Below are 22310 nucleotides of genomic sequence, written 5' to 3'. Positions count from 1 at the left end.
GCATCTACCGGGGCGAAGCAGTAGATCCACGCCATGCGTGGATGGGCCACCGCTCAGGCCGGTTCGTCGGGAATCTGCAGGCTTTCCAGCCTGGCGATGCAGTCCTTCAGCTGCAGCTTGCGCCGCTTCAGGCGCTTGGCTTCCAGTTCGTCCTCGCCGTTGGCGGCCATGCGGGTGATCTGTTCATCCAGCAGGCGGTGCTCGGCGCGCAGGGCGGCGAGGTGCTCGACGATCTCGGCGGGGCTGTAGGTGTCCACAGCCTCCGAGCATACACAGCGTTGATGACTGCCGGGAGAGGGGAATCCCGACCCCCGGCCGTGGCCGCTCCGAGCCGTTAGAATGGAGCCCATGAGTGCCGTGATTTCCCTCCCCGATCCCCAGCCGCGCGCCGCCCGCGATCCGCGCGTGGCCGAGCGCGAGCAGCACAAGCTGGCCAAGCGCCTGCGCCGCCAGGTCGGCGAGGCGATTGCCGACTTCGGGATGATCGAGGCCGGCGACAAGGTCATGGTCTGCCTGTCCGGCGGCAAGGACAGCTACACCCTGCTGGACGTGCTGCTGCAGCTGCAGAAGAAGGCGCCGGTGCCGTTCGAGCTGGTGGCGGTGAACCTGGACCAGAAGCAGCCGGACTTCCCCGAGCACGTGCTGCCGGAATACCTGGCCGGCCTGGGCGTGCCTTACCACATCATCGAGCAGGACACCTATTCGGTGGTCAGCCGGGTCATTCCGGAAGGCAAGACCATGTGCTCGCTGTGCTCGCGGCTGCGTCGTGGCGCGCTGTACAACTACGCCGAGACCCACGGCTTCACCAAGATCGCGCTGGGCCACCACCGCGACGACATGGTGGCCACGTTCTTCATGAACCTGTTCCACCACGCCAAGCTGTCGGGCATGCCGCCGAAGCTGCGCAGCGATGACGGCAAGCATGTGGTGATCCGGCCGCTGGCCTACGTGCGCGAAAGCGACATCGTCGAGTACGCACAGGCACGCCAGTTCCCGATCATTCCCTGCAACCTGTGCGGCAGCCAGGAGAACCTGCAGCGCCGCCAGGTCGGCCTGATGCTGAAGCAGTGGGAAAAGGACCACCCGGGCCGCATCGAGCAGATCGCGCGTGCCATGGGCGAAGTCCGGCCCTCGCAGCTGGCCGACACCACCCTGTTCGACTTCATGGCGCTGGGCCGTCGCGACGACGCGCCGCTGCCCGACGCCCATGCCTGGCTGGCCGGCTCCCCGGCCGACGCCGACGCAGATCCCGAGACGCCCACCGTTTAAGGTCGGTCGCCCTTCCTCTTTGCCATCCGGAATTCCATGTTCTTTCGCAACCTGACGTTCTTCCGTTTCCCGACCACCACCGATTTTTCCGAAGTCGACACCCTGCTGCCGCACGCCCTGCTGAAGCCGGTCGGCGCGCTGGAAATGAATTCGCGCGGCTTCATCTCGCCGTTCGGCCGCGAGGAGAAGGAACTGCTCTCCCACCGCATCGCCGAACACCTGTGGCTGACCGTGGGCGGCGAGGACAAGATCCTGCCGGCGGCCGTGGTCAACGACCTGCTCGAGCGCAAGCTGGAGGAGATCGAGGAGAAGGAAGGCCGCCGCCCGGGTGGTCGCGAACGCAAGCGGATGAAGGACGACCTGCTGCATGAACTGCTGCCGCGCGCCTTCGTGAAGTCCTCGCGCAACGACGCCTTCATCGACCTGCAGCACGGCTACGTGGCGGTGGATACCTCCAGCCGCAAGACCGGCGAGTACTTCATGTCCGACATCCGCGGCCTGCTCGGCAGCTTCCCGGCGATGCCGCTGAATGCCGAAGTCGCACCGCGCTCGATCCTGACCGGCTGGATCGCCGGCGAGCCGCTGCCGACCGGGCTGAGCCTGGGCGAAGAATGCGAGATGAAGGACCCGGTGGAAGGCGGTGCGGTGGTCAAGTGCCAGCACCAGGAACTGCGCTGCGACGAGATCGACAAGCACCTGGACGCCGGCAAGCAGGTGACCAAGCTGGCGCTGATCTTCGAGGACAATCTGTCCTTCGTGATCGGCGACGACCTGATCGTGCGCAAGCTGAAGTTCCTCGACGGTGCGCTGGACCAGCTGGAGCATGCCGACGAAGACGGCCGCCGCGCCGAGTTCGATGCCCGCTTCGCCCTGCAGAGCGCCGAGATCCGCCGCCTGTTCCTGTTGCTGGAAGAAGCCTTCAAGCTCAGCAAGGCTGACTGAACAGGCAGCCCGACGGCCGCCGGTCATCCGGCGGCCCGAAGCGGCGCTATGCTGGGCGCATGAGCCGTCTGCTGCGCCGCCTGATCAGCCCGACCCCGCCCGCCACCGTACAGCGCGACACCGTTCGCCTGCGCCTGGAGGATGCCGAGATCGAGGTACTGCGCGTGCGCGATCCGCGTGCGCGCCGGATCAAACTGAGCGTGGACGAACGCGGCGCACGCTTGACCCTGCCACCGCGCGCAAGCCTGGTAATGGGCGAACGCTTCCTGGAACAACACCGCGACTGGCTGGCATTGCAGCTGCGCCAGTACCAGGGCCAGGGCCTGCCGGCACCGCTGCAGCCGGGCGAAGCCGGCGTGCTGCCACTGCGCGGTGAACTGCTGCCACTGCGCTGGCAGGAAGGCCGCTACGCGCGCCTGGAGATCGACGTGCACGGCGCCTGCGTGCAGTGGCCGACCCGCGGCGGTGATGCCACCCTGCGCCGCCTGCTGCGCGAGTTCTACGAAGCCCAGACCCGCGCCGACGTCGGCCGATGGCTGCCGAAGTACCTGCCCACCCTGCCGCGCGCACCCAGCCGCCTGCGCCTGAAGGTAATGTCCTCGCAATGGGGCTCGCTGGCGCCCGACGGCAGCATGGCACTGGACCTGGCACTCGTACTCGGCCGCTCGGACGCGTTCGAGTACGTGCTGGTGCACGAACTCTGCCACCTGATCCAGCCGAATCACTCACCCGCGTTCTGGCACGAAGTGGAACAGCGCTTCCCCGCCTGGCGCGAACAGCGCGATTACTTCCAGCTGGAAGGGCGCAGACTGAAGGCGATGCTTCGGCAACTGCTGTAGCGCCCGCGCTACAGCAGTTGCCCACGCATTCTTCCTCTACCCCCGCCTTCGGCGCGCCCCTTCAACAGAAGGAGCTTTCCTCCAGAGCGTGTGCTGAGCAGTCGAGCAAGCTCGACGCTACAGAGTGAAGAACAGCAACTCCGCGGAATGGGAGCGCGCCGCAGAGCGCGCGCAGCGCGCGACCCGCTCCTGCTCTTCCTTCTTTCTTCCGTGGTGGGCACACCGGAATCTGTCGAAGGACGGGCGGGTGGGCCATGCAGGGGCGTTGGCGCCATGGATGGCGCCATCGAGCTTACAGGGGTAAAGGCGCTTTGCTTGCGAAGCACTGCTTCGCAAGCGCCTGAACGCACAGCCGCCAGCGGCTGGGCCGGGCCCCGGAGGGGGACTTGCAGCGTCCCCTGCATGGCTCACCCGCCCGGCCAAGCACGGCTTTGCCGTCGGATGCCACCCACCACGAGGGGCTCAGCCGTTGGCCGAAACCCTCACCCCGCCCGCAACGCCGCCGCCGCCGCCCACCGCGCCGCCACCCGCGGCGCCGTAATGCACACCGCCTGGTCGGTCACCGTCGTCACCGCGCGCTCCAGCAGCTGGATATCCGCCTCATGCTGGCGCGCCACATGCGGATCCTCGAAGAAGATCGCGCGCTGGCAACGCCCCTCCAGCACCCGGTCGGCAATCTGCGCATCACCGCCCATCGGGCCGCTCTGGTAGCGCGTCACCCACGGCGTATCGCGCGGCCAGCCCCGGCTCCAGGCCAGCTCGTTCAAACGCTGGCCGGTGGTCCCGGTGGCCACCCGCTCACCGAACCGGGCCAGCACATCGAAGTGCTCATCGGCGAAGGCCAGCATCGCCGGCTTCATCGCATCGTGCGCGATCAGTGCCAGCGTCTGGCCCTCGAACGCATGCAGGTCGTCGGCGCCGGCATCGGCTGCCAGCCCGGCGTGGACGCGCTCCACCTCGACCCAGTCGCGTGCGGTGGCCACGGTCGAAATGAACGGCTTGCCGTGGATCACGCACTGCCGCTTGAGCGCGGTTGCTTCCGGAAATACCGAGGATGGATCGACCGGGTCGATCAGGTAAATCGCGCCATCCAGTGTCCGATCCGGACCCATGCCAACGACTTCGGCGACCAGCTTCATCAGGCCACCCTCGCGTCCGTAGGGATAACGGTGCAGGCCCGCGTACCCGGTCAGGAAGCCCTGCCGTTCGATCGCGTCATGGGTGCGGCCGACCGCATGCAGCGACACGCCCAGCTCGCGCAGGCCGGCCTCGCTGCTGCGCAGCCAACGGAACAGCGCAGCGCGCGCGTCGTGGTGATGAAGACGGTTGGCAGCCAGGCCGATGCGCATCGAACGCTCCGCAGGTACGGGTGAAGGCGGCAGTGTATGTCGGCATTCCCCCATCTGGATGCTTTTACAACTTTCTTCATTGCCGTCGGCCCGCGCGTCGATAGCGTGGCAGGCAGCGGTACCGCAGCGCGGCCGTTCCTTCCGCCCGCGAGATGAGGATGCCTACCGTGAATGTCGCCGGCTTCCCGGCAGCCATTGCTGTCATGGCCAGCCTGCTGCTGCCTGCCGCGGCCTCCGCCACGGGCTGCAGCACACCGCTGCGCATCGCCTGGCCGTCCGACCGTGCTCCTTTGTCGTCCAGCGAACAGGGCGAAGCCCGGGGGCTCGGCGCGGCGTACCTGAAGCTGCTGGGCGGGCAACGGCCACTGCAGCTGTTGCCCGTGCCGGCCACCAGCGTGGACCGGGACGAGCTGCCGGCCGGCACCCAGGCGCTGCTGGGATGGCCACGCTCGCAACTGCCTGCCGGATGGGTGGTCAGCACGCCCTACCTGCAGCTGCCGCAGGTGATCGTGCGCCGGGAGGATGCGCCGCCGGTGCTGGGCCTGGAAGATCTGCGTGGACACACCGTGGCCAGCCCCAGCCGGGTGCCGCTGCAGGGGCTGCTGGCCGAGCAGGCAGCGGGTGCACAGCTGCTGCCACCGGCAGCGCTGGACGATGCACTCCCGCTGCTGGGTACCGGATTGATCGATGCGGTGGTCGCCAACCTCGGCGAAGTCGAGGCGGCGTTGCGCCGCTACCAGGGCGATGCACTGCTGATCGCCGCGCCGGCCGGTTTCGATGATGCCCTGGTGCTGGCGACCATGCCCGTCTGCGCCGATGTCATCGCCGGCTTCGAACAGGCGCTGTCGCAGCTGACCGATACCGAACGCGATCAGATCCGCGCGGCCTGGCTGCCGGACCGGCCGCGCAATGCTCCGTCATCGTCGCCCCTGCGCTGGCTGGTGCCGGCCTCGCTGATCCTGCTCGCCCTGGCGCTGGTCCATGCCTTCGGCTACTGGCGGGTCCATCGCGAGAGCGTGCGCCGCCGAGGGGTGGAGCAGCGCCTGCAGGAGGTGACCGCGAACCTGCCGGCGGTGGTCTACCAGGCGCGTCGTTCGGCGGGCGGCCACTACAGCTTTCCGCAGATCGCCGGGGACGTGCAGGCCCTGTTCGGAATCAGCGTGGAGACCGCGCGGATCGATCACCAGCGGTTGTTGGCCGCGGTCCACCCGGATGACCGCAACCAGGTGATGGCCTGCGTCGAGATGGCTGCATTGGCGCGTGGCCCGATCGACGTCACCTTCCGCACCCGCTCGCCACAGGGCTGGCGATGGGTGCGCTCGCATGGGCGGCCGTTGTCCTGCGACGACAGCGACGTCGAGTGGAGCGGCTACTGGATCGACGTCAGTGAGGTGCAGTCACGTACCCGCGCGCTGGCCGAAGCGCGCCGCGAGGCCGAGCAGGCGGCACAGGCCAAGGCGCACTTCCTGGCAACGATGAGCCACGAGATCCGCACCCCGATGAGCACGCTGCTGGGCATGCTCGAACGGCTGGCGGGCAGCAGGCTGGAGCCGCGCCAGCAGCAGGTGCTGGCCACCGTCGATGATGCCGCGCGGATGCTGCGCCAGATCCTCGACGATGTACTGCACAGCCAACGCCTGGAAGGCGCACCACTGCAGCTGCGGCCCACCGACCTGGCGGCACTGGTGCGCGCGGTGCAGCAGCTGCTGATGCCGGTGGCCGCCAGCCGAGGCCTGCACCTGCAGGTGGTGCTTGATCCGGAGATGCAGCCGGGATCGCTGGCCGATGGCCTGCGCCTGCGCCAGATCCTGTTCAACCTGGCCGGCAACGCGTTGAAGTTCACCCGGCACGGCCACGTGGAACTGCAGGTGCAGGTACTGCAGCAACGTGACTGGGGCCAGCGGTTGCGCCTGCAGGTAAGCGACAGCGGCGTGGGCATCAGCGAGGAGCGCCAGCAGGCGGTGTTCGCCGCCTATACCCAGGCGGAGCGCTCGACCACGCGGCGCTTCGGCGGCAGTGGGCTGGGCCTGGCGATCTGCCGCGAGCTGGCGATCTCGATGGGGGCGGAGCTGCAGCTGCGCAGCTCACCCGGGAAGGGCACCACGGTGTGGCTGGATCTGGACCTGGATGCCTGTGAGGCACCCGTGGCCGCGCCCGCGGCGGCGGGTGCGGACGAGCGTCCATTGCCGGCGGCGCGCGTGCTGATGGCTGAAGACCATCCCACCAACCTGCATCTGCTGGAGCAGCACCTGTGTGAGCTCGGGCTGCAGGTCCATGCCTGTACCGATGGACGGTCGGCGCTTGAAGCATGGCAGGCGCAGCCGTTCGACCTGGTCATCACCGACTGCCACATGCCGGGCATGGATGGCTTCGCGCTGGCACGGGCGATCCGTGCCGATGCCTACCCGGCGCGTGCGCAGGTGCCGATCATCGCGCTCACCGCCAGCGTGATGGAAAGCACCCGCGAAGCCTGTCGTGCGGCTGGCATCGACCACTTCCTGGCCAAGCCCGTAGAGCCGCACGCACTGCGGGCACTGCTGGCGGCACTGCTGGTACCGGACTCAGTGGGCCAGTAGCCGCACGATGCTGGCGGCGGCATCGCGGCCTTCGGCCACGGCGGTCACCACCAGGTCAGCACCGCGCACCGCATCACCACCGGCGAACAGGCGCGGATGCGCGGTCTGGAATGGCAGGCGGTCCTTGCCGCCGGCCATGATGCGTCCGTTGGACTGGCCTTCCACGCCGTGTTCGGCCAGCCATGCCGGCACGGTTGGCGAGAAGCCGAAGGCGATGATCACCACGTCGGCCTCCAGCAGCGATTCGCTGCCCTCGATCGGCACCGCGTTCTGGCGACCGTTGGCATCGGGCTCGCCCAGCCGGGTTTCGACCACGGTCACGCCGATCACTTCGTCATCGGCACCGGCTTCGATCGACAGCGGCTGCCGGTTGAACAGGAAGCGCACGCCTTCTTCGCGGGCATTGGTCACTTCGCGCGCGCTGCCGGGCATGTTGGCTTCGTCGCGGCGATAGGCACAGGTGACCTTGGCTGCGCCCAGCCGCACCGCGCTGCGCACGCAGTCCATGCCGGTATCGCCGCCACCGAGCACCACCACGCGCTTGCCGTTGAGGTCGGGCAGGGCGATGGTGTCTTCCCAGCCGGCAATCGGCCGGCCCTTCGGATCATCGCCGCCAACGATGCGGCTGTTCTGCACCAGGAACGGCAGTGCCGGCAGCACGCCCTTCAGGTCCTGGCCGTCGAGGCCACCGTCGGTGTAGCGGTATGCGCCGGTGCCGACGAACACCGCATCGTGGCTGTCCAGCAGCTGCTGCACGCTCAGGTCACGGCCGATCTCCACGCCGAGGCGGAACTGCACGCCCATGCCCTCCAGCACTTCGCGGCGGCGATGGATCACGTCCTTGTCCAGCTTGAAGCTGGGAATGCCGAACTGCAGCAGGCCGCCGATCTGCTCATAGCGGTCGTAGACCACGGCGGCAATGCCGGCGCGGGCGAGGCGATCGGCGCAGGCCAGGCCGGCCGGACCGGCGCCAATCACCGCCACGCTGTGGCCGGTCGGCTGCACCGCGTCCAGATCCGGGCGCCAGCCGCTGGCCAGCGCGGTATCGACGATGTACTTCTCCACCGCACCGATGGTGACCGCACCGAACTCCTCCAGCGTGCAGCTGCCCTCGCACAGGCGATCCTGCGGGCAGACCCGGCCGCACACTTCCGGCAGCGGGTTGGTGCTGTGGCACAGCGTGGCGGCTTCATGGATGCGGTTCTCCTGCACCAGCTGCAGCCACTGCGGAATGGCGTTGTGCACCGGGCACTTCCAGCTGCAGTAGGGGTTGCCGCAGTCCAGGCAACGGCCGGCCTGGTACTGGGCGTCCTCCTTGCCGAACTTGCCATACAGCTCGCCCCAGTCGCCGGACGTGCGCAGTTCCACCGGGATGCGCTGCGGCATGGTGCGGGGCAGGTCGAGGAACTGGAAGGCGTGCTTGCGGCTCATGGCGGGCTCTGGAATGCAAGAGGGAACGTTGCCGGCCAGCGGCCGGCACTACCGGAAAACATCACGCGGCGCGTCGCAGGGTTTCGGTCAGCGACTCGATGCTGGCGGCCTTCGGTTTGACCAGCCAGAACTTGCCGATGTAGTCGCGGAACTCGTCCAGGATCTGCTGCGCCCAGATGCTGCCGGTCAGCTCGCGATGGCGGCCGATCAGGCGGTGCAGGTGCTGGCGGTAGTTCTCGAAGCCTTCGGCGGAGACGCGATGGATGTCGATCAGCTCGTGGTTGTAGCGGTCGACGAAATCGCGGTCCACGTCCAGCACGTAGGCCAGCCCGCCGGTGAAACCGGCACCGAAGTTCAGGCCGACCTTGCCCAGCACCAGCACCACACCGTCGGTCATGTACTCGCAGCAGTGGTCACCAGCACCTTCCACCACCGCCAGCGCGCCGGAATTGCGCACGGCGAAACGTTCGCCGGCACGACCGGCAGCGAACAGTTCACCGCCGGTGGCACCGTACAGGCAGGTGTTGCCGATGATGGCGGTACTGCGTGCCTCGAAGCGGGCGCCGCGCGGCGGACGCACCACCAGTCGGCCGCCGGCCATGCCCTTGCCGACGTAGTCGTTGGCTTCGCCTTCCACTTCCAGGTGCAGGCCTCCGACGTTGAACGCGCCGAAGCTCTGCCCGGCACTGCCGCGGAAACGCAGTTCCAGCGGCGTCTCGGCCATGCCCTGGTTGCCGTGTGCGCGTGCCACTGCACCGGCCAGGCGGGTGCCGATGCTGCGGTCGGTGTTGTGGATCAGGAAGCGGTGTTCGCCGCCGCGCTTGTGCTCGATGGCCGGGGCCAGCAGGCCGTCCATCTGCGTGGCCAGGCTGTCCGGCGATTCGTACAGGCGCTGCGCCGCGCAGTGGCTGCCCTCGTAGCGGCTGTCGGCCAGCAAGCGCGACAGATCCACGCGCACGCCGTCGCGCGGCGCGGCGTCGATCTGCCGCAGCAGGTCGGTACGGCCCACGATTTCTTCCAGCGAACGCGCACCCAGGTACGACAGCCAGCCACGCACTTCCTCGGCCAGCAGGCGGAAGAAATTCTCCACGCGCTCGGGCTGGCCGGTGAAGTGGTTCTCGCGCAGGCGCTCGTCCTGGGTGGCCACGCCGGTGGCGCAGTTGTTGAGGTGGCAGATACGCAGGTACTTGCAGCCCAGCACGATCATCGGCGCGGTGCCGAAGCCGAAACTGTCCGCACCCAGCAGCGCGGCCTTGACCACGTCCAGGCCGGTCTTCAGGCCGCCGTCGGTCTGCAGCAGGGTACGCCCGCGCAGGTCGTTGGCCAGCAGCGCCTGGTGCGCTTCGGCCACGCCCAGCTCCCACGGCACGCCGGCATAACGGATCGAGCTGACCGGCGAGGCACCGGTGCCACCGTCATGGCCGGAGATGGTGATCAGGTCCGCGCCGGCCTTGACCACGCCCGCGGCAATCGTGCCGACGCCGGCATGGCTGACCAGCTTCACCGACACCAGCGCGGTCGGGTTGACCTGCTTGAGGTCGTAGATCAGCTGCGCCAGATCCTCGATCGAATAGATGTCGTGGTGCGGCGGCGGCGAGATCAGGCCGATGCCTGGACGCGCGTAGCGCAGCCGCGCGATCAGCTCGTTGACCTTGTGCCCGGGCAGCTGGCCGCCTTCGCCGGGCTTGGCGCCCTGCGCGACCTTGATCTGCAGCACTTCGGCATTGACCAGGTATTCGGCGGTGACGCCGAAGCGGCCCGAGGCCACCTGCTTGATCTTGCTGCGCTTGGCGGTGCCATAGCGTGCGGGATCTTCGCCGCCTTCGCCGGAATTGCTGCGGCCGCCGAGGCGATTCATCGCAATCGCCAGCGCCTCGTGCGCCTCAGGTGACAGTGCCCCCAGGCTGATCGCCGCGGTATCGAAGCGCGGGAACAGTTCGCTGGCCGGGGCCACTTCATCGAGCGGCGTGGGCGTGGCGGCCGGCACCAGTTCCAGCAGGTCGCGCAGCGCCGACGGCGGGCGCGCATGCACCGCATCGCAGTACTGCTGCCAGGCACGCGGATCGCCGCTGCGCGCCGCGCGCTGCAGGGTGGTCACCACGTCCGGGTTGTACATGTGGTACTCGCCGCCGTGCACGTACTTCAGCAGGCCGCCCACATCCACGTCCTGCTGCGCGTCCCAGGCCTGCGAGCACAGTTCGCGCGCGTCGGCATCCAGGCGCGCGAAACCGGCACCACCGATGCGCGAAGCGGTATCCGGGAAGCACAGGTCCACGACTTCCGGTTCCAGGCCGATGATCTCGAACAGCTGCGCGCCGCGGTAGCTGGCCACGGTACAGATGCCCATCTTCGAGATGATCTTCGACAGGCCCTTGTAGACGCCCTTGCGGTAGCGGCGGCCGATCTGCGACTGCTCACCGCCCTTGCTGAGCTTGAGGATGCCGCGTCGGCCCAGGTCGAACAGGGTCTGGTAGGCCAGGTACGGGTACACCGCGGTGGCGCCGAAGCCGAGCAGGCAGGCCATGTGGTGCGGGTCGCGCGCGGTGCCGGTCTCGACGATGAGATTCACGTCGCAGCGCAGGCCCAGCCGCGAGAGGTGGTGGTGGATGGCACTGGTGGCCAGCAGCGCATGCACCATCGGCCGCCCGGCCACCGGGTAGCGGTCGGACAGCAGCAGCATCACCATGCCATCGCGCGCGGCCTGTTCGGCTTCGCTGCAGATGCGCTCGATGCCGGCGCGCAGGCCTTCGTCCTCGCTGTAGGACAGGTCGAGCAGGCGGTTGGCCTGCACGTACTGGTCCATCTTCAGCAGCTGGCGCAGCTTGCGCTGGCTGAGCACCGGCGAGTTGAGGATGACGTGGTTCACCGTCTCCGGGCCGGCATGGAAGATGTTGGTCTCCTTGCCGAGCTGGGTGGACAGGGACATCGCGCAGTCTTCGCGCAGCGGGTCGATCGGCGGGTTGGTGACCTGCGCGAAAGCCTGGCGGAAGTAGTCGTACAGCGGACGGCTGCGCTGGCTCAGCACCGCCATCGGCGTGTCGTCGCCCATCGAGCCAGTGGCTTCCTGCTCGGTCTCGGCCAGCGGCCGCAGCACCTGCTCCACTTCCTCGCTGCTGAGCTGGTAGAGCTTGTGGTAGCTGCGCAGGGTGCCTTCGTCGAAGGGTTCCTCCACCAGCGAGGGGTCGATCAGTTCGGTCTGCAGGTAGGTCACGCCCTGCTGCAGCCATTGCTTGTACGGCGCGCGACCGCGGTTGATGCGATCCACCGCATCGGAGTCGAGCAGGTCACCGCGCTTGAGATCGATGGCTACCATTTCGCCGGGGCCGAGCTTGCCCTTGCGCACCACGCGCTCGGTCGGCACTTCCCACACACCCGCTTCGGAGGCGACCAGGAAGTGGCGGTCGGCGGTCAGCATCCAGCGCGCCGGACGCAGGCCGTTGCGGTCCAAGGTGCACACCGCATAGCGGCTGTCGCAGGCAACGATGCCGGCCGGGCCGTCCCACGGCTCGCTGTTCAGGCCGTGGAACTCGTAGAAGGCCGCCAGGTCCGGATCCTTGAATTCCAGAGACTGGGTGGCCGGCGGCACCAGGATGCGCAGCGCCTGGATCAGCTCCATGCCACCGGCCACCATCAGCTCCAGCATGTTGTCCAGGCTCTGCGAATCCGAGCCATGCATGGAGATGACGGGGTCGAATTCACCGATATCGAAGCGCGGCGTCTTCCACACCTTGCTGCGCGCCTGCGCCCAGCGCCGGTTGCCTTCGATGGTGTTGATCTCGCCATTGTGGGCGAGCATGCGGAACGGGTGCGCCAGCGGCCAGCGCGGCAGCGTGTTGGTGGAGAAGCGCTGGTGGAACACGATCGCACTGGAGGCCAGCTCGCGGCGCTGCAGGTCCGGGAAGAAGCGGCTGAGCTTGTCCGGCAGCACCATGCCCTTGTAACTGATCGCATCCGGGGTGAGGGTGGTGACGTAGAAGTCGGCGTGTTCGCGCAGCTGCTGTTCGCTGCGGCGACGGGCCAGGAACAGCGCCAGTGCGAAGCTGGCATCATCCTGGCCGACGCCGGCATCGACGAATACCTGTTCGATGCGCGGCAGCGTATCGCGCGCCAGCTGGCCGCAGACGCTGTCGTCGGTCGGCACCTCGCGCCAGCCGGCGACCTTGCAGCCCACCGCTTCCACCTGCGCCTGCAACTGCGCGCGGCAGGCCTGCGCCGCGTCGGCGTCGTGCGGCAGGAACACCAGGCCGGCGGCGAAGCGTGCGGAGACCGCGATGCCGGCTTCGCTGGCCAGCAGTTTCAGGAACGCATCGGGGCGGCGCAGCAGCAGGCCGCAGCCATCGCCGGTCAGGCCATCGGCGGCGACACCGCCACGGTGGGTCATGCGCGAAAGCGCGGCGATGGCGGTATCAACCAACAGGCGCGATGGTTGATCGTCGAGCTGGGCGACCATGCCAAATCCACAGGCATCGCGCTCGGAGCGCGGGTCGTAAAGCCCTTGGCGGTTGCGGGGGGCCATCTCTACCTCGATGCGGAATGAATTGAACGGGGACACTCAAGCCCGCTCAATCCCTGGAGCGCATCGTGAGGCCACCGGATGCCTCGACTAGATCACAGGTTGCTGCAACGCCGCAATACACGGTTGCAGGTGCAACAGAACGCGCCGGCAACCCAGTGCCGGCGCGGGGCCGGACTCAGCCGCAGCGCGCGCCGCTGACGGCGCCCTTGGCGTCCACTTCGATGTTCAGGCGGTCGCCGAGGAACTCCATCGTGGCCACGTCGTTGGGCTTGAGCACGCGCACCTGGTTGGCGCCGGCATCTTCCTGCGCCTGCTTGCCCAGCGCGTCGGTGTAGGTCTGGCCGACCAGGCTCTGCACCTGGCTGGCATCGCAGGTGCCGACCGGCGGAGCCTCGGTGGCCTTGCCGGCTTCGTCGGCCGGCGCCTTGGCGGCTTCGGCGGCCTGCTGGGCGTGGGCAGTGGCCGAATCCTGTTCATCCAGCGCCGGTGCCTGGCAGGCGGTCAGCGCCAGCACGGCCGGCAGCAACAGGGCGGAGAGCGAACGGGCGCGAATCGGGAACGACATCATGACTCCGGAAGGGGTTGTGAAGACCCGAGCATAGCGGCGAACCGGCCCTCACGTGTTTGTCTTGTGTTATCGACAGGATCGCGGCATGGCGACGGCGACACTACAGGCATGCCAACCCCCTCTACTCCCGAACGACAGGCCGCACGCGCGGCCGGCCTGCGCTATGTCGACGACACCCAGCCGGGCATCAGCCGGCGCCGCGCCGGCAAGGGTTTCAGCTACCGCGATGCCGATGGCCACGCGGTTCGCGATGCCGCGACCCTGCAGCGGATCCGCGCGCTGGCAATCCCACCGGCCTACACCGCCGTGTGGATCTGCGCCCACGCCAACGGCCACCTGCAGGCTACCGGCCGCGATGCCCGCGGGCGCAAGCAGTACCGCTACCACGTCGATTGGGCCAGGGAGCGCGACGCCGGCAAGTTCGACCGCATCATCGCTTTTGGCGAGGCGTTGCCCACGCTGCGGCGGCGGTTGTCGCGGGACCTCAAGCGCCCCGGCTTTGCGCGGGAGAAAGTGCTGGCGGTGGTGGTGGCGCTGCTGGCCGACACTCTGGTACGGGTCGGCAATGAAACCTATGCACAACAGAACCGGTCGTTCGGACTGACCACACTGCGCAACCGCCATCTGGAACTGCTGCGCGGCGGCCGGGTGCGCATGCGCTTTCGTGGCAAGTCCGGCCAACTGCAGGAAGTGACCGTGGGCGATCGCAGGCTGGGGCTGCTGGTGCGGCGCCTGCAGCAGCTGCCGGGGCAGGCGCTGTTCCAGTACCGCGATGACGACGGTGCGCTGCAGCCGGTGGACTCCGGCGCGGTGAACGACTACCTGCGCGAAGTGATGGGCGAGGACTTCACTGCCAAGGATTTCCGCACCTGGGGCGGCACGGTGGCGGCGGTGCAGGCGTTTGCCGCCACCGAGCTGCCGGAACCGGCCAGCCAGCGCGCGCTGGCGCAGGCGCAGCGCGCGGTGGTGTGCGAAGTGGCATCGCTGCTGGGCAACACTCCGGCGGTGTGCCGCAAGGCCTACATCGACCCGTGCGTGTTCGCCGGCTGGGAGCGCGGCGAACTGGCCAGGCTGGCCGGCCTGCGTGGGCCGCGCCAGTGGGAACAGGCCACCCTGCGCGTACTGCGCAGGGCGCGCAGGCTCAGCCGCAGTAGATCGCGGTGATGTTGTTGGTGCGGCCCTTTTCGATGGTCAGGCGGTCGCCGCCCTCGCTGGCCGGCGGTACCCGCGGACCGTCGTGGCGCAGCACCCGTACCTGCAGGCTGTCGCTGTCCACGCGGGCGCGGGCCACGGTGGCATCCGAAGCGGCCAGGCCCAGTGCGCCGCGCACCATGTCGCTGTGGCACTGGCCGGAAATGACGCCGTCGATCGGCTGCACCTGAGCCATCGGTGTGCTGCTGCAGGCGGCGAGGGCGAAGCAGACGGCGGCGGTGGCGATGGCATGTTTCATGGAGGTGTTCCTTGTGTGGTTGCGTGCAGCGTGCGACGCCGCACGTGGTGGCGGAATGAATACCGTGCACATCGTGGACACGGTGCGCTCACTGCCGCCAACAGCCTGGGTGGAGACACTGCAGGCGCGGCGGATGCCGCCCCGGGTAGTGCCGGCCGCTGGCCGGCAACCCCATTCCCCCCAGGAGACCTGCATGGCCACCACCAAGAAAGCCCCCGTCCGCCGCAAGGCATCGCCGAAGGTGCGTAAAGGCAGCACCGCGACGAAGACCGCTGCTGCCCCGGATCGCCCGCGCGTGGTGAAGACCGCAACCCGCAAGGCGGCCGCCAGCGATCCGCGGGCAGCGCGCGTCGCGGCCCGGCAGCGGCGCCTGCAGGACCAGGAAAAGGCCAAGGACGTGCGCGCGGCAAAGAAGGCAACAAAGAAGACCGCGACCCAGGCAGGCGCACGCCGTCAGCCGGAGGCGATGCCGGCGCAGCAGCTGGCCAAGCCAGGGCATGAACACGAACTGGAGCTGGCGCCGCGTTTCCTTGCACCGGACTACGCCGGCAGCGGCAAGCTGCAGGGCATGCGCGCGATCATCACCGGTGGCGATTCCGGTATCGGCCGTGCGGTGGCGGTGCTGTTCGCACGCGAAGGCGCCGACGTGGCGGTACTGCACCTGGACGAGGCCGGGGACGCGGACATCACCCGCCAGCACGTGGAGCGCGAAGGCGGCCGCTGCGTGGTGATCGCCGGCGACGTGCGCGATCCGCGCTTCTGCAGCAAGGCGGTCAAGCAGGTGGCCAAGGCGTTCGGCGGCATCGACATCCTGGTCAACAATGCCGCGTTCCAGCTGCATTGCGAGCGGTTGGAAGACCTGGAAGACGCGCATCTGCAGGAAACCCTGCAGACCAACATCGGCGGTTACATACAGATGGCGCGCGCGGTACTGCCGCATCTGGGCGAGGGCGCCAGCATCATCAACACCGGTTCGGAAACGGGAATCTTCGGCAGCAAGGCGCTGATCGATTACTCGGCCACCAAAGGCGCGATCCATGCGTTCACCAAATCGCTGGCGAGCCAATTGCTACCACGTGGCATCCGGGTCAACTGCGTGGCGCCGGGACCGGTGTGGACGCCGCTGAACCCGGCCGACAAGCCGGCGGAGGACGTGGCGGAGTTCGGCAAGGACAGCGACATGGGCCGGCCTGCACAGCCCGAAGAGCTATCACCGGCGTATGTATTCCTGGCCTCGCCGGTCTGTGCCAGTTACATCAGCGGGGTGATCCTGCCGGTGATGGGCGGGCCGCGGGGCTGAGAGATGGCGTGATCTGCCTGAATGCGGCGTGGCAGCGGAGGTGTGCGGTGTGTCAAAAGCCCCAGCGGGTGGCTGGGGTAGGCTGATTCCCTACCGATCACGTTCAAGGACCGACCATGCCCGAAATGGATATCGATGCGGCGGCCAACGAGGTCGTCGCCCTGCTGCGGCAGAACGACGCGCGCGCTGCAGCCACCCGCCTGGAGGCCCTGCACGACGGCCAGAGTGTCGTGGTGCAGGAATCGCTGGATCGCTACATTTCGGCGCGTGCCGCCACCGAACTCGAGGCGCTGCGACGCAGCGGTGGTATTGCCGCAGCGGATGCGGCGGCGGTGAACCCGATGCTGGATCGCCTGCGCGAGGCGGCGCGGCCACCGCGGATGCCCGAGGCGGCGGAGACCGCAGGCCTGAGCCAGGCCCAGCAGTACGACGTCTACGGCAGCATCGTGGCCCAGCGCGGCAACATGGCAGCGAACGAAGCAATGGCAACGCAGGACCGCGTGGTGTTGGGGTTGCGCGACGAGAACCGCACCACCGAGGCGCGCGGGCGTGGTGTCTACGACGACCGCATCGTAGTGCTGTGGAAGGATGCGCAGGGCCAAGGCCATGTGCGTGAGTTCAACCAGGCCACGACCGAACCGACCGCCCAGTACGACGGCCATGCCAAGACCACGCCGCGCAGCCCGGGCTTCGGCAACGTGGCACCGCGTACCAAGACCGAGGGTGAGGACGTCAACGGCGATCGGGTGAAGGACCTGGGGCGCTTGGGCGAGGGAACCACCGAGATGCGCGCAACGACCCATCCGCGCAATGGTCATCCCGATGAGTTTGCGCTGCGCCCCTCGCAGGACGCGGTAGCCGCCGGTGCCGGCCGGGTGGAGCGCGACAGCAATGGTGATGGCTGGTTCGACGCGCGCGATACCCAGGGCGTGCAGGACCTCAACGACACTTTCAAGATCCATCGCGGCAGCCGGGCAAACACCGATTCGGCCGGCTGCCAGACCATCGGCGGCGGCGAGTACGACGACTTCGTGGCGACGGTGCGCGGCACGCCCGGGCAGAACCGTTGGCAGTACGTGCTGACCTCGGTTGCCCCCGGCCAGGCGCGCGAGCTGGGGCAGGACGTGCCGCTCGCGGCCACTGACGATCCCCGTCAGCCGCAGCATCGCGATCATGCCCTGCAGCAGCAGATCAGCACGCGCCTGCAGGCCCTGGGCGGACGCTACGCCGAGCATGCCGATGACTACAGTCTGGTGATGCTGCGCGAAGCGAAGGCCGCGGGCATCACCCGGGTCGACCAGATTGTGGCCAGCAATCCCAGTGCTGGACGTGCGGCGGGCGAAACACTGTTCCTGGTGCAGGGCAGTCCGGGCGATCCTGCGGCGCTGCGCGCAGGGGTCAATGCAGCGGAGGTGCGCGACACCCCGGTGGAATCCAGCCTGGGCCAGTTGCAGCAGCAATCGCGCGAACAGGCGGCACCCACGCCCACGCCTGCACACCCTCAGGAAGCGCCGGCGATGGGAGGGCGTTGAGTGATGATCCGATCACATCTGATGCCGAGCGTTTCGTTGATGCTGTTGCTGGCCTGCAGCGCCTGCGCGCCCGCTGGAGAGCGCGTCGCGCCGGTAGCACCCACCGCCAGCTCGGCGTCGAAACCGGAGGCCTTGCCTGCGCAGACCCTGCCCACTGACCGTGGATTGCCCGCACTGCCGGAAGCCTCCGGCAGCGCCCATCGCGGCGGTCGCTACGCTGCGCTGCCCGAACCTGCCAGGCAGGTGCTGGCGCAGTTGAAGTGCAACGTGGAGGGCGCCAGCAAGGTGCAGGTGCTTTCCATTCCCGCGCAGGATGGCCAGCAGGATTTCATGGTCACCGATCGCAGCGGGCCGCGTTTCCGCTACTGGATGCGGTCGTTCTCCGGCCGCGCCGGTACCACCGGGTATCTGGTGCAGCTGCAGGACTGCCCGGCAACCACCACGGGCATGCGCGCCTACATCGCACAGGGAGCCGCACCGCTGCGGGATGTCACCGCGTCGTTGCTGGCGCAGGCCGAGCTGCCCGACGCGGCGACCATGACGGCTTACCAGGACAAGGGCGCGGGTGATCTGTTCGCCTTCATCGGGGCGCTGGACAAGGTGCCGGTGCTGCGCTGGGTGGCCGAAGCAGACCCCGAACAACCACTGGCCGTCGATGCGCGCAGCTTCGACCATGGCAATGCCATCCACGGCGGTTTCCTGCGCTGGAACCAGGATCACTTCGAAGTGACCAGGACTGTACCCGCCGCCCTATGGCCCTGCGACGACAGCCCGTTGCTGCCGTGCAAGGGCGACCCGTTCGTGAGCAGGCGGTGAGGCGTCACGCGCATAGAAATCGGCAATGCGCGGAATGAACTGCTGTGGATTGGCACCGACCAGATTGGTCAGCACCACCACCGCCACGTCGCGGTCGGGATAGACCACGAAGGCCGAGCGCGCACCGCCGATACCGGCCACCTGAAGGTCGGGCGATGCGCGCAGTACCGGCCAGCCACCCGCCCACGGGCCGGCACGGCCATCAGCCAGGCGCTCCGCGCTCCACATCCGCCGCAGGGCCGTCTCCGGCAGCAGGCGGCCTTCGGTCAACGCGACCAGCCAGCGCGCGGTATCGTCGGCGGTGGTGAGGATGCCGCCGCCGGCCCACAGTGAGGGCGGCATGTCGTAGAACCAGTGCGACAGGCGTGGCGGCGTATTGGCTGCATCGGTCGTGCGCGGCGCCAGGCTGTACATCGTCGCCACATCCGGAATCAGGTCGTAGCTGTCGCCGAAGGTGGTGCGTGCCATGCGCGCGCCGCTGAACTGGCCGGTGGTGAGGAAGCGCTCGTAGGACATGCCCGATTGCTGCGCGATGATCCGCGCCAGCAGCACGTAGTTGGTCTGGTTGTAGGCAAAGCGCTGCCCGGGTGCGGCGTCGACCGGGCGCGCGGTGACCGCCGCCCATGCCTGCGCCTCGGACCCACCGCCCAGCAGTCCCTTCGCATCGAGGATGTCTGGAAGGCCCGAGGTGTGGGCCAGCAGCTGGCGCAGGCGCACGTCCTTCCATGCCGCGGGAAGATCATTCAGGTAGCGCGAGGCGGGCGCGTCCAGATCCAATCGCCCCTGTTCGGCCAGCTGTGCGATGGCCACCCCGGTGAACGCCTTGGTGGCGGAGTTGAGCGGGAAGCGGGTATCGCGCGAGGCGAGCACGCCGTTCTCCACATTGGCCAGGCCATAGGCTTCGGACAGCACGATCTGCCCCTGCTTGACCACGGCGACCTGCAGCCCGGGGATGCGCTGCTCCAGCATGATCTGGCGGATCAGCCGGCGGGTCTGGTCGTTGGCTTGGTCCTGGCTGGCAGAGATGGCGGCGAAGGGCATGGCACTGATGAGCATGAGCACGACTCGAAGCGTTGGGCGGAACATGCGGGATTCCGGCGGGGCGTCGAGGATCGGATGCAGCCGGCGCGTCAAAGGTTTAAGCGCTCCTTGCCCCTACCGTTCGTCGGCCCATGACTTCCGGGGGGTTGACTACAGCTGTCGTCAAGCTGACATTGACGACACGTGTAGTCAAGGGAGTGGTGTCATGCGTGGCAAGACGATCGGGGACCAGGAACTGGCCCTGCTGCAGTACATCGATGAACATGCGCCGGCCAGCGTCGGCGAGGTCGCCAGTGGCTACGGCGAGGCCCGTGGCCTGGCCCGGTCCACCGTGCTGACGATGATGGAGCGGCTGCGAGCGAAGGGGTATCTTCGTCGCCAGCAGCAGGACGGCGTCTACCGCTACCAGGCCACCCGTGGCCCGGAAAGCGTGCTGCAGGGCGCAGTGGCCCAGTTCGTCGACAACACCTTGCAGGGCTCGGTGTCGCCGTTCGTGGCCTACCTGTCGCAGCGCCAGGAAGTCAGTGACAACGAGCTGGCCGAGCTGGAAGCACTGGTCGCCCAACTCCAATCGCGTCGCCACGAGGGCTGAGCCATGGACACCACGATGCTGATCCCGATGTTGGAACGGCTGGGCTGGACCAGCCTGCAGACCGTGCTGCTGGTGGCCCTGGTGTACGGCGTGTGCCGCGCGCTGCCGTCGCTGTCGGCGGCCACCCGCTGCCGCCTGTGGTGGCTGGTGTCGCTGCAGGCCGTGCTCGGCCTGTTCTGGAGCCAACCGCTGCAGCTGGCCTGGCTGCCGGCACCGCAGGCGGTGGCGGTGACCGCCACTGACGTTGCCGCCGATCTGGTCTACCCGCTGGCGCCGGAAGCCTCGGCGCAGCTGCTGGCGGCGATGCCGGTGCCTGCAGCGGACGTGCCGGCAGTGGCGTGGTGGGCCGTTGCACTGGCCGCGCTGTGGATGTCTGGCGTGCTGCTGATGGCCCTGCGCACCTTCGGTGAATGGCGCCGCTGCCGCGCGCTGCTGGCCGCCGCCTATCCCTGCGACGACGAGGCGCTGGTGCAGGCCCTGCAACTGGCCTCCGATGCGCACGGCGTGCGTCCTGCGCCGCGGCTGTGGATGAGCACGCAGGTGGACGCACCGCAGCTGGTCGGGCCGTTCCGTCCGGTGCTGCTGCTGCCGGCCGGCGACAACGCCCTGCAGGGTGATGCGCTGGACCTGGCACTGACCCACGAACTGCAGCACCTGCAGCGGCGTGACCTGCAGTGGGGCCTGCTGCCCGCACTGGCCCAGCACCTGTTCTTCTTCCACCCGCTGCTGCGTCTGTCGGTGCGCGAATATGCACAGGCCCGCGAGGAAGCGGTGGATGCGGCCGTGGTTGGCCAGCATGGCGCGAGCCGTCAGGCCTATGGCCGCCTGCTGTTGCAGCTGGGCGTGGCACCGCAGCCGCATCTGGGCGTGGCCAGCGCCGCGCCGAACACCACCAGCCTCAAGCGTCGCCTGCTCTCGCTGCAGCCGCGCCGGGCCTGCCCGCGCATTCTGGCGATGGCACTGACCGCCGTCGTGGTGCTGGTGGGCGTGGCACCGATGCGGCTGGTCGCTGCGCCAGTGCCACCGGCACCGCCCGCGCCGCCGGCCGCACCGAAGGCCGTGGTGCCGCCGCCGCCGAAGGCACCGCCCGCGCCGCCCGCACCGCCTTCAGCCGCGCGCGTTCCGGCCGTGCCGGTGGCGCCCGCGCCGCCTGCCGAGCCGGCCGATATCGAGGCGCTGTCAGGCCCGGACGATGCCGATGTGGCGGTCGACGTGGATGTCGATGTGGATAGCGACATGCACAGTGAACATTCGACTTCCCATACCACGTCCATCACCACCTACGGGCGCCTGGACCTCGGCAAGTCGCCGTTGCAGGCCTACGTGCTGGTCGATGGTGATTCGACCTTCGCCAATGGCGGCATCGACGATGTAACGGTGGCCCGCAGGCAGCTCGGCAAGGGACCGGCACTATGGTTCCGCCAGGGCGACAAGCGCTATGTGGTGCGCGACCCGATGCTGATCCAGACCCTGCAGCGTGCCTACAGCGGCGCCGTAGACCTCGGTCGCCAGCAGAGCGAACTGGGCCGCCAGCAGAGTGCACTGGGTCGCCAGCAGGGCGAACTCGGCAGGCAGATGGGTGAGATGGGGCGTCTGCAGAGCGAGGAGTCACGCCGCCTTGCGCTGGCCGCCGCTGAGGTAGCGCGCAGCGCGATGGCGGCCCATGACATCAACCGTGAGGCCGCCGCGGAAGCGGCGAAGGCGGCGCGTGGTGCGACCAGCGATATGGCCGTTGCACGTGAGGCTGCACGCGAGGCCGCCGCTGAGGCACGTCGTGCAATGCAGGAAGCCCGCAGCGAGGCTGCGCAATCCGGCCGCACCCGTGACATGCAGCGCCTGGCCAGCCAGCAGTCTGAACTGGCCAGCCGACAGGCGGCATTGGGCAGCCAACAGGCCGCGTTGGGCGAGCGCCAGGCACGCGTGCATGCGCAGGCATCGCAGCAGGCACAGCAGGTGATCGCGCGCGCACTGGCCAGCGGCAAGGCCGAGCGCCTCTGATCGGTAGTGCCGGCCGCGGGCCGGCCAAGTGGGGGGGGGGGCCCGGGGGGGGCCGACCCCGGGGCCCAGAACCCCCGCCGGGCCCCCCCGA

At 68.6% G+C, this 22310-nt stretch carries 17 protein-coding genes; 10 read left to right on the top strand and 7 right to left on the bottom strand.

Going from position 1 to position 22310, the window contains the following annotated elements:
- Window positions 1-53: 53 nt before the first annotated feature.
- Entirely contained in the window at window positions 54-257 is a 204-nt protein-coding gene (locus V3B46_RS10970) for a YdcH family protein (RefSeq protein WP_005421068.1), read from the bottom strand.
- 91 nt (window positions 258-348) lie between these two features.
- Here V3B46_RS10970 and ttcA point away from each other — a divergent pair, with 91 nt between their 5' ends.
- Genes ttcA through V3B46_RS10955 form a run of 3 tightly spaced genes read left to right on the top strand, consistent with a single transcriptional unit; the run spans window position 349 to window position 3050 of the window.
- On the top strand, window positions 349-1269 hold the full coding sequence (gene ttcA, locus V3B46_RS10965) for a tRNA 2-thiocytidine(32) synthetase TtcA (protein ID WP_180843176.1): 921 nt from the start codon (window positions 349-351) through the stop codon (window positions 1267-1269).
- Window positions 1270-1305: 36 nt separating this feature from the next.
- The gene (locus V3B46_RS10960) at window positions 1306-2211 is read left to right on the top strand and encodes a recombination-associated protein RdgC (protein ID WP_005411825.1); all 906 of its coding nucleotides are present in this window, start codon (window positions 1306-1308) and stop codon (window positions 2209-2211) included.
- Window positions 2212-2270: 59 nt separating this feature from the next.
- Entirely contained in the window at window positions 2271-3050 is a 780-nt protein-coding gene (locus V3B46_RS10955) for a M48 family metallopeptidase (protein ID WP_329891903.1), read from the top strand.
- Between the two features lie 482 nt (window positions 3051-3532).
- On the opposite strand, the gene V3B46_RS10950 is transcribed toward V3B46_RS10955, so the two are convergent.
- A complete protein-coding gene (locus V3B46_RS10950; RefSeq protein ID WP_049422383.1) occupies window positions 3533-4399 on the bottom strand; it encodes a methylglyoxal synthase in 867 nt (288 codons plus the stop codon).
- A 167-nt stretch (window positions 4400-4566) separates the two neighbouring features.
- On the opposite strand from V3B46_RS10950, the gene V3B46_RS10945 reads away from it, so the two are divergent.
- Window positions 4567-6975, top strand: a complete 2409-nt coding sequence (locus V3B46_RS10945; protein WP_329891943.1) for an ATP-binding protein — start codon at window positions 4567-4569, stop codon at window positions 6973-6975.
- Here the strand turns inward: V3B46_RS10945 and V3B46_RS10940 are convergent.
- From V3B46_RS10940 to V3B46_RS10930, 3 genes are all read right to left on the bottom strand, one after another.
- A complete protein-coding gene (locus tag V3B46_RS10940) occupies window positions 6961-8406 on the bottom strand; it encodes an FAD-dependent oxidoreductase (RefSeq protein ID WP_329891902.1) in 1446 nt (481 codons plus the stop codon). The two genes, V3B46_RS10945 and V3B46_RS10940, sit on opposite strands and share 15 nt — an antisense overlap.
- Before the next feature lie 61 nt (window positions 8407-8467).
- Window positions 8468-12922, bottom strand: coding sequence for a glutamate synthase large subunit (gltB, locus tag V3B46_RS10935; protein WP_329891901.1), 4455 nt, complete (start codon window positions 12920-12922; stop codon window positions 8468-8470).
- Between the two features lie 175 nt (window positions 12923-13097).
- Window positions 13098-13487, bottom strand: a complete 390-nt coding sequence (locus V3B46_RS10930) for an I78 family peptidase inhibitor (protein ID WP_004133799.1) — start codon at window positions 13485-13487, stop codon at window positions 13098-13100.
- A 111-nt stretch (window positions 13488-13598) separates the two neighbouring features.
- Between V3B46_RS10930 and V3B46_RS10925 the strand changes: the two genes are divergently transcribed.
- The gene (locus V3B46_RS10925; protein WP_329891900.1) at window positions 13599-14654 is read left to right on the top strand and encodes a DNA topoisomerase IB; all 1056 of its coding nucleotides are present in this window, start codon (window positions 13599-13601) and stop codon (window positions 14652-14654) included.
- On the opposite strand, the gene V3B46_RS10920 is transcribed toward V3B46_RS10925, so the two are convergent.
- Window positions 14632-14940 carry a putative periplasmic lipoprotein gene (locus V3B46_RS10920; protein ID WP_154261835.1) on the bottom strand — a complete coding sequence of 103 codons (309 nt, stop codon included), beginning with the start codon at window positions 14938-14940 and terminating at the stop codon, window positions 14632-14634. The genes V3B46_RS10925 and V3B46_RS10920 overlap by 23 nt on opposite strands.
- 193 nt (window positions 14941-15133) lie before the next feature.
- On the opposite strand from V3B46_RS10920, the gene V3B46_RS10915 reads away from it, so the two are divergent.
- From V3B46_RS10915 to V3B46_RS10905, 3 genes are all read left to right on the top strand, one after another.
- On the top strand, window positions 15134-16240 hold the full coding sequence (locus V3B46_RS10915; RefSeq protein ID WP_329891899.1) for an SDR family oxidoreductase: 1107 nt from the start codon (window positions 15134-15136) through the stop codon (window positions 16238-16240).
- 116 nt (window positions 16241-16356) lie between these two features.
- Window positions 16357-17772 (top strand): XVIPCD domain-containing protein, encoded by a 1416-nt coding sequence (locus V3B46_RS10910; protein ID WP_329891898.1) that lies wholly within the window; start codon window positions 16357-16359, stop codon window positions 17770-17772.
- A gap of 3 nt (window positions 17773-17775) precedes the next feature.
- Window positions 17776-18588, top strand: coding sequence for a hypothetical protein (locus V3B46_RS10905; protein ID WP_329891897.1), 813 nt, complete (start codon window positions 17776-17778; stop codon window positions 18586-18588).
- Here V3B46_RS10905 and V3B46_RS10900 read toward each other — a convergent pair.
- Window positions 18523-19644, bottom strand: coding sequence for a serine hydrolase domain-containing protein (locus V3B46_RS10900; RefSeq protein WP_329891896.1), 1122 nt, complete (start codon window positions 19642-19644; stop codon window positions 18523-18525). The two genes, V3B46_RS10905 and V3B46_RS10900, sit on opposite strands and share 66 nt — an antisense overlap.
- A 190-nt stretch (window positions 19645-19834) precedes the next feature.
- Between V3B46_RS10900 and V3B46_RS10895 the strand changes: the two genes are divergently transcribed.
- Window positions 19835-20221, top strand: coding sequence for a BlaI/MecI/CopY family transcriptional regulator (locus V3B46_RS10895; RefSeq protein WP_154261839.1), 387 nt, complete (start codon window positions 19835-19837; stop codon window positions 20219-20221).
- Window positions 20222-20224: 3 nt separating this feature from the next.
- Window positions 20225-22219: a M56 family metallopeptidase gene (locus V3B46_RS10890; protein WP_329891895.1), complete on the top strand. Its 1995-nt coding sequence runs from the start codon at window positions 20225-20227 to the stop codon at window positions 22217-22219.
- The last annotated feature ends 91 nt before the right edge of the window (window positions 22220-22310 follow it).

The organism is Stenotrophomonas sp. SMYL11 (genome assembly GCF_036320005.1).
Taxonomy (GTDB): domain Bacteria; phylum Pseudomonadota; class Gammaproteobacteria; order Xanthomonadales; family Xanthomonadaceae; genus Stenotrophomonas; species Stenotrophomonas maltophilia_A.
Note: the sequence above shows the minus strand (reverse complement) of the source record. Positions and strands in the feature narration are given on the sequence as shown.

Bases quoted from the DNA above. Each gene is read 5' to 3' on its own strand.
- V3B46_RS10890 (WP_329891895.1), top strand. From the start codon at position 20,225: ATGGACACCACGATGCTGATCCCGATGTTGGAACGGCTGGGCTGGACC.
- V3B46_RS10900 (WP_329891896.1), bottom strand. From the start codon at position 19,644: ATGCTCATCAGTGCCATGCCCTTCGCCGCCATCTCTGCCAGCCAGGAC.
- V3B46_RS10910 (WP_329891898.1), top strand. From the start codon at position 16,357: ATGCCCGAAATGGATATCGATGCGGCGGCCAACGAGGTCGTCGCCCTG.
- V3B46_RS10895 (WP_154261839.1), top strand. From the start codon at position 19,835: ATGCGTGGCAAGACGATCGGGGACCAGGAACTGGCCCTGCTGCAGTAC.
- V3B46_RS10930 (WP_004133799.1), bottom strand. From the start codon at position 13,487: ATGTCGTTCCCGATTCGCGCCCGTTCGCTCTCCGCCCTGTTGCTGCCG.
- ttcA (WP_180843176.1), top strand. From the start codon at position 349: ATGAGTGCCGTGATTTCCCTCCCCGATCCCCAGCCGCGCGCCGCCCGC.
- V3B46_RS10920 (WP_154261835.1), bottom strand. From the start codon at position 14,940: ATGAAACATGCCATCGCCACCGCCGCCGTCTGCTTCGCCCTCGCCGCC.
- V3B46_RS10915 (WP_329891899.1), top strand. From the start codon at position 15,134: ATGGCCACCACCAAGAAAGCCCCCGTCCGCCGCAAGGCATCGCCGAAG.
- V3B46_RS10905 (WP_329891897.1), top strand. From the start codon at position 17,776: ATGATCCGATCACATCTGATGCCGAGCGTTTCGTTGATGCTGTTGCTG.
- V3B46_RS10925 (WP_329891900.1), top strand. From the start codon at position 13,599: ATGCCAACCCCCTCTACTCCCGAACGACAGGCCGCACGCGCGGCCGGC.
- V3B46_RS10950 (WP_049422383.1), bottom strand. From the start codon at position 4,399: ATGCGCATCGGCCTGGCTGCCAACCGTCTTCATCACCACGACGCGCGC.
- gltB (WP_329891901.1), bottom strand. From the start codon at position 12,922: ATGGCCCCCCGCAACCGCCAAGGGCTTTACGACCCGCGCTCCGAGCGC.
- V3B46_RS10955 (WP_329891903.1), top strand. From the start codon at position 2,271: ATGAGCCGTCTGCTGCGCCGCCTGATCAGCCCGACCCCGCCCGCCACC.
- V3B46_RS10940 (WP_329891902.1), bottom strand. From the start codon at position 8,406: ATGAGCCGCAAGCACGCCTTCCAGTTCCTCGACCTGCCCCGCACCATG.
- V3B46_RS10960 (WP_005411825.1), top strand. From the start codon at position 1,306: ATGTTCTTTCGCAACCTGACGTTCTTCCGTTTCCCGACCACCACCGAT.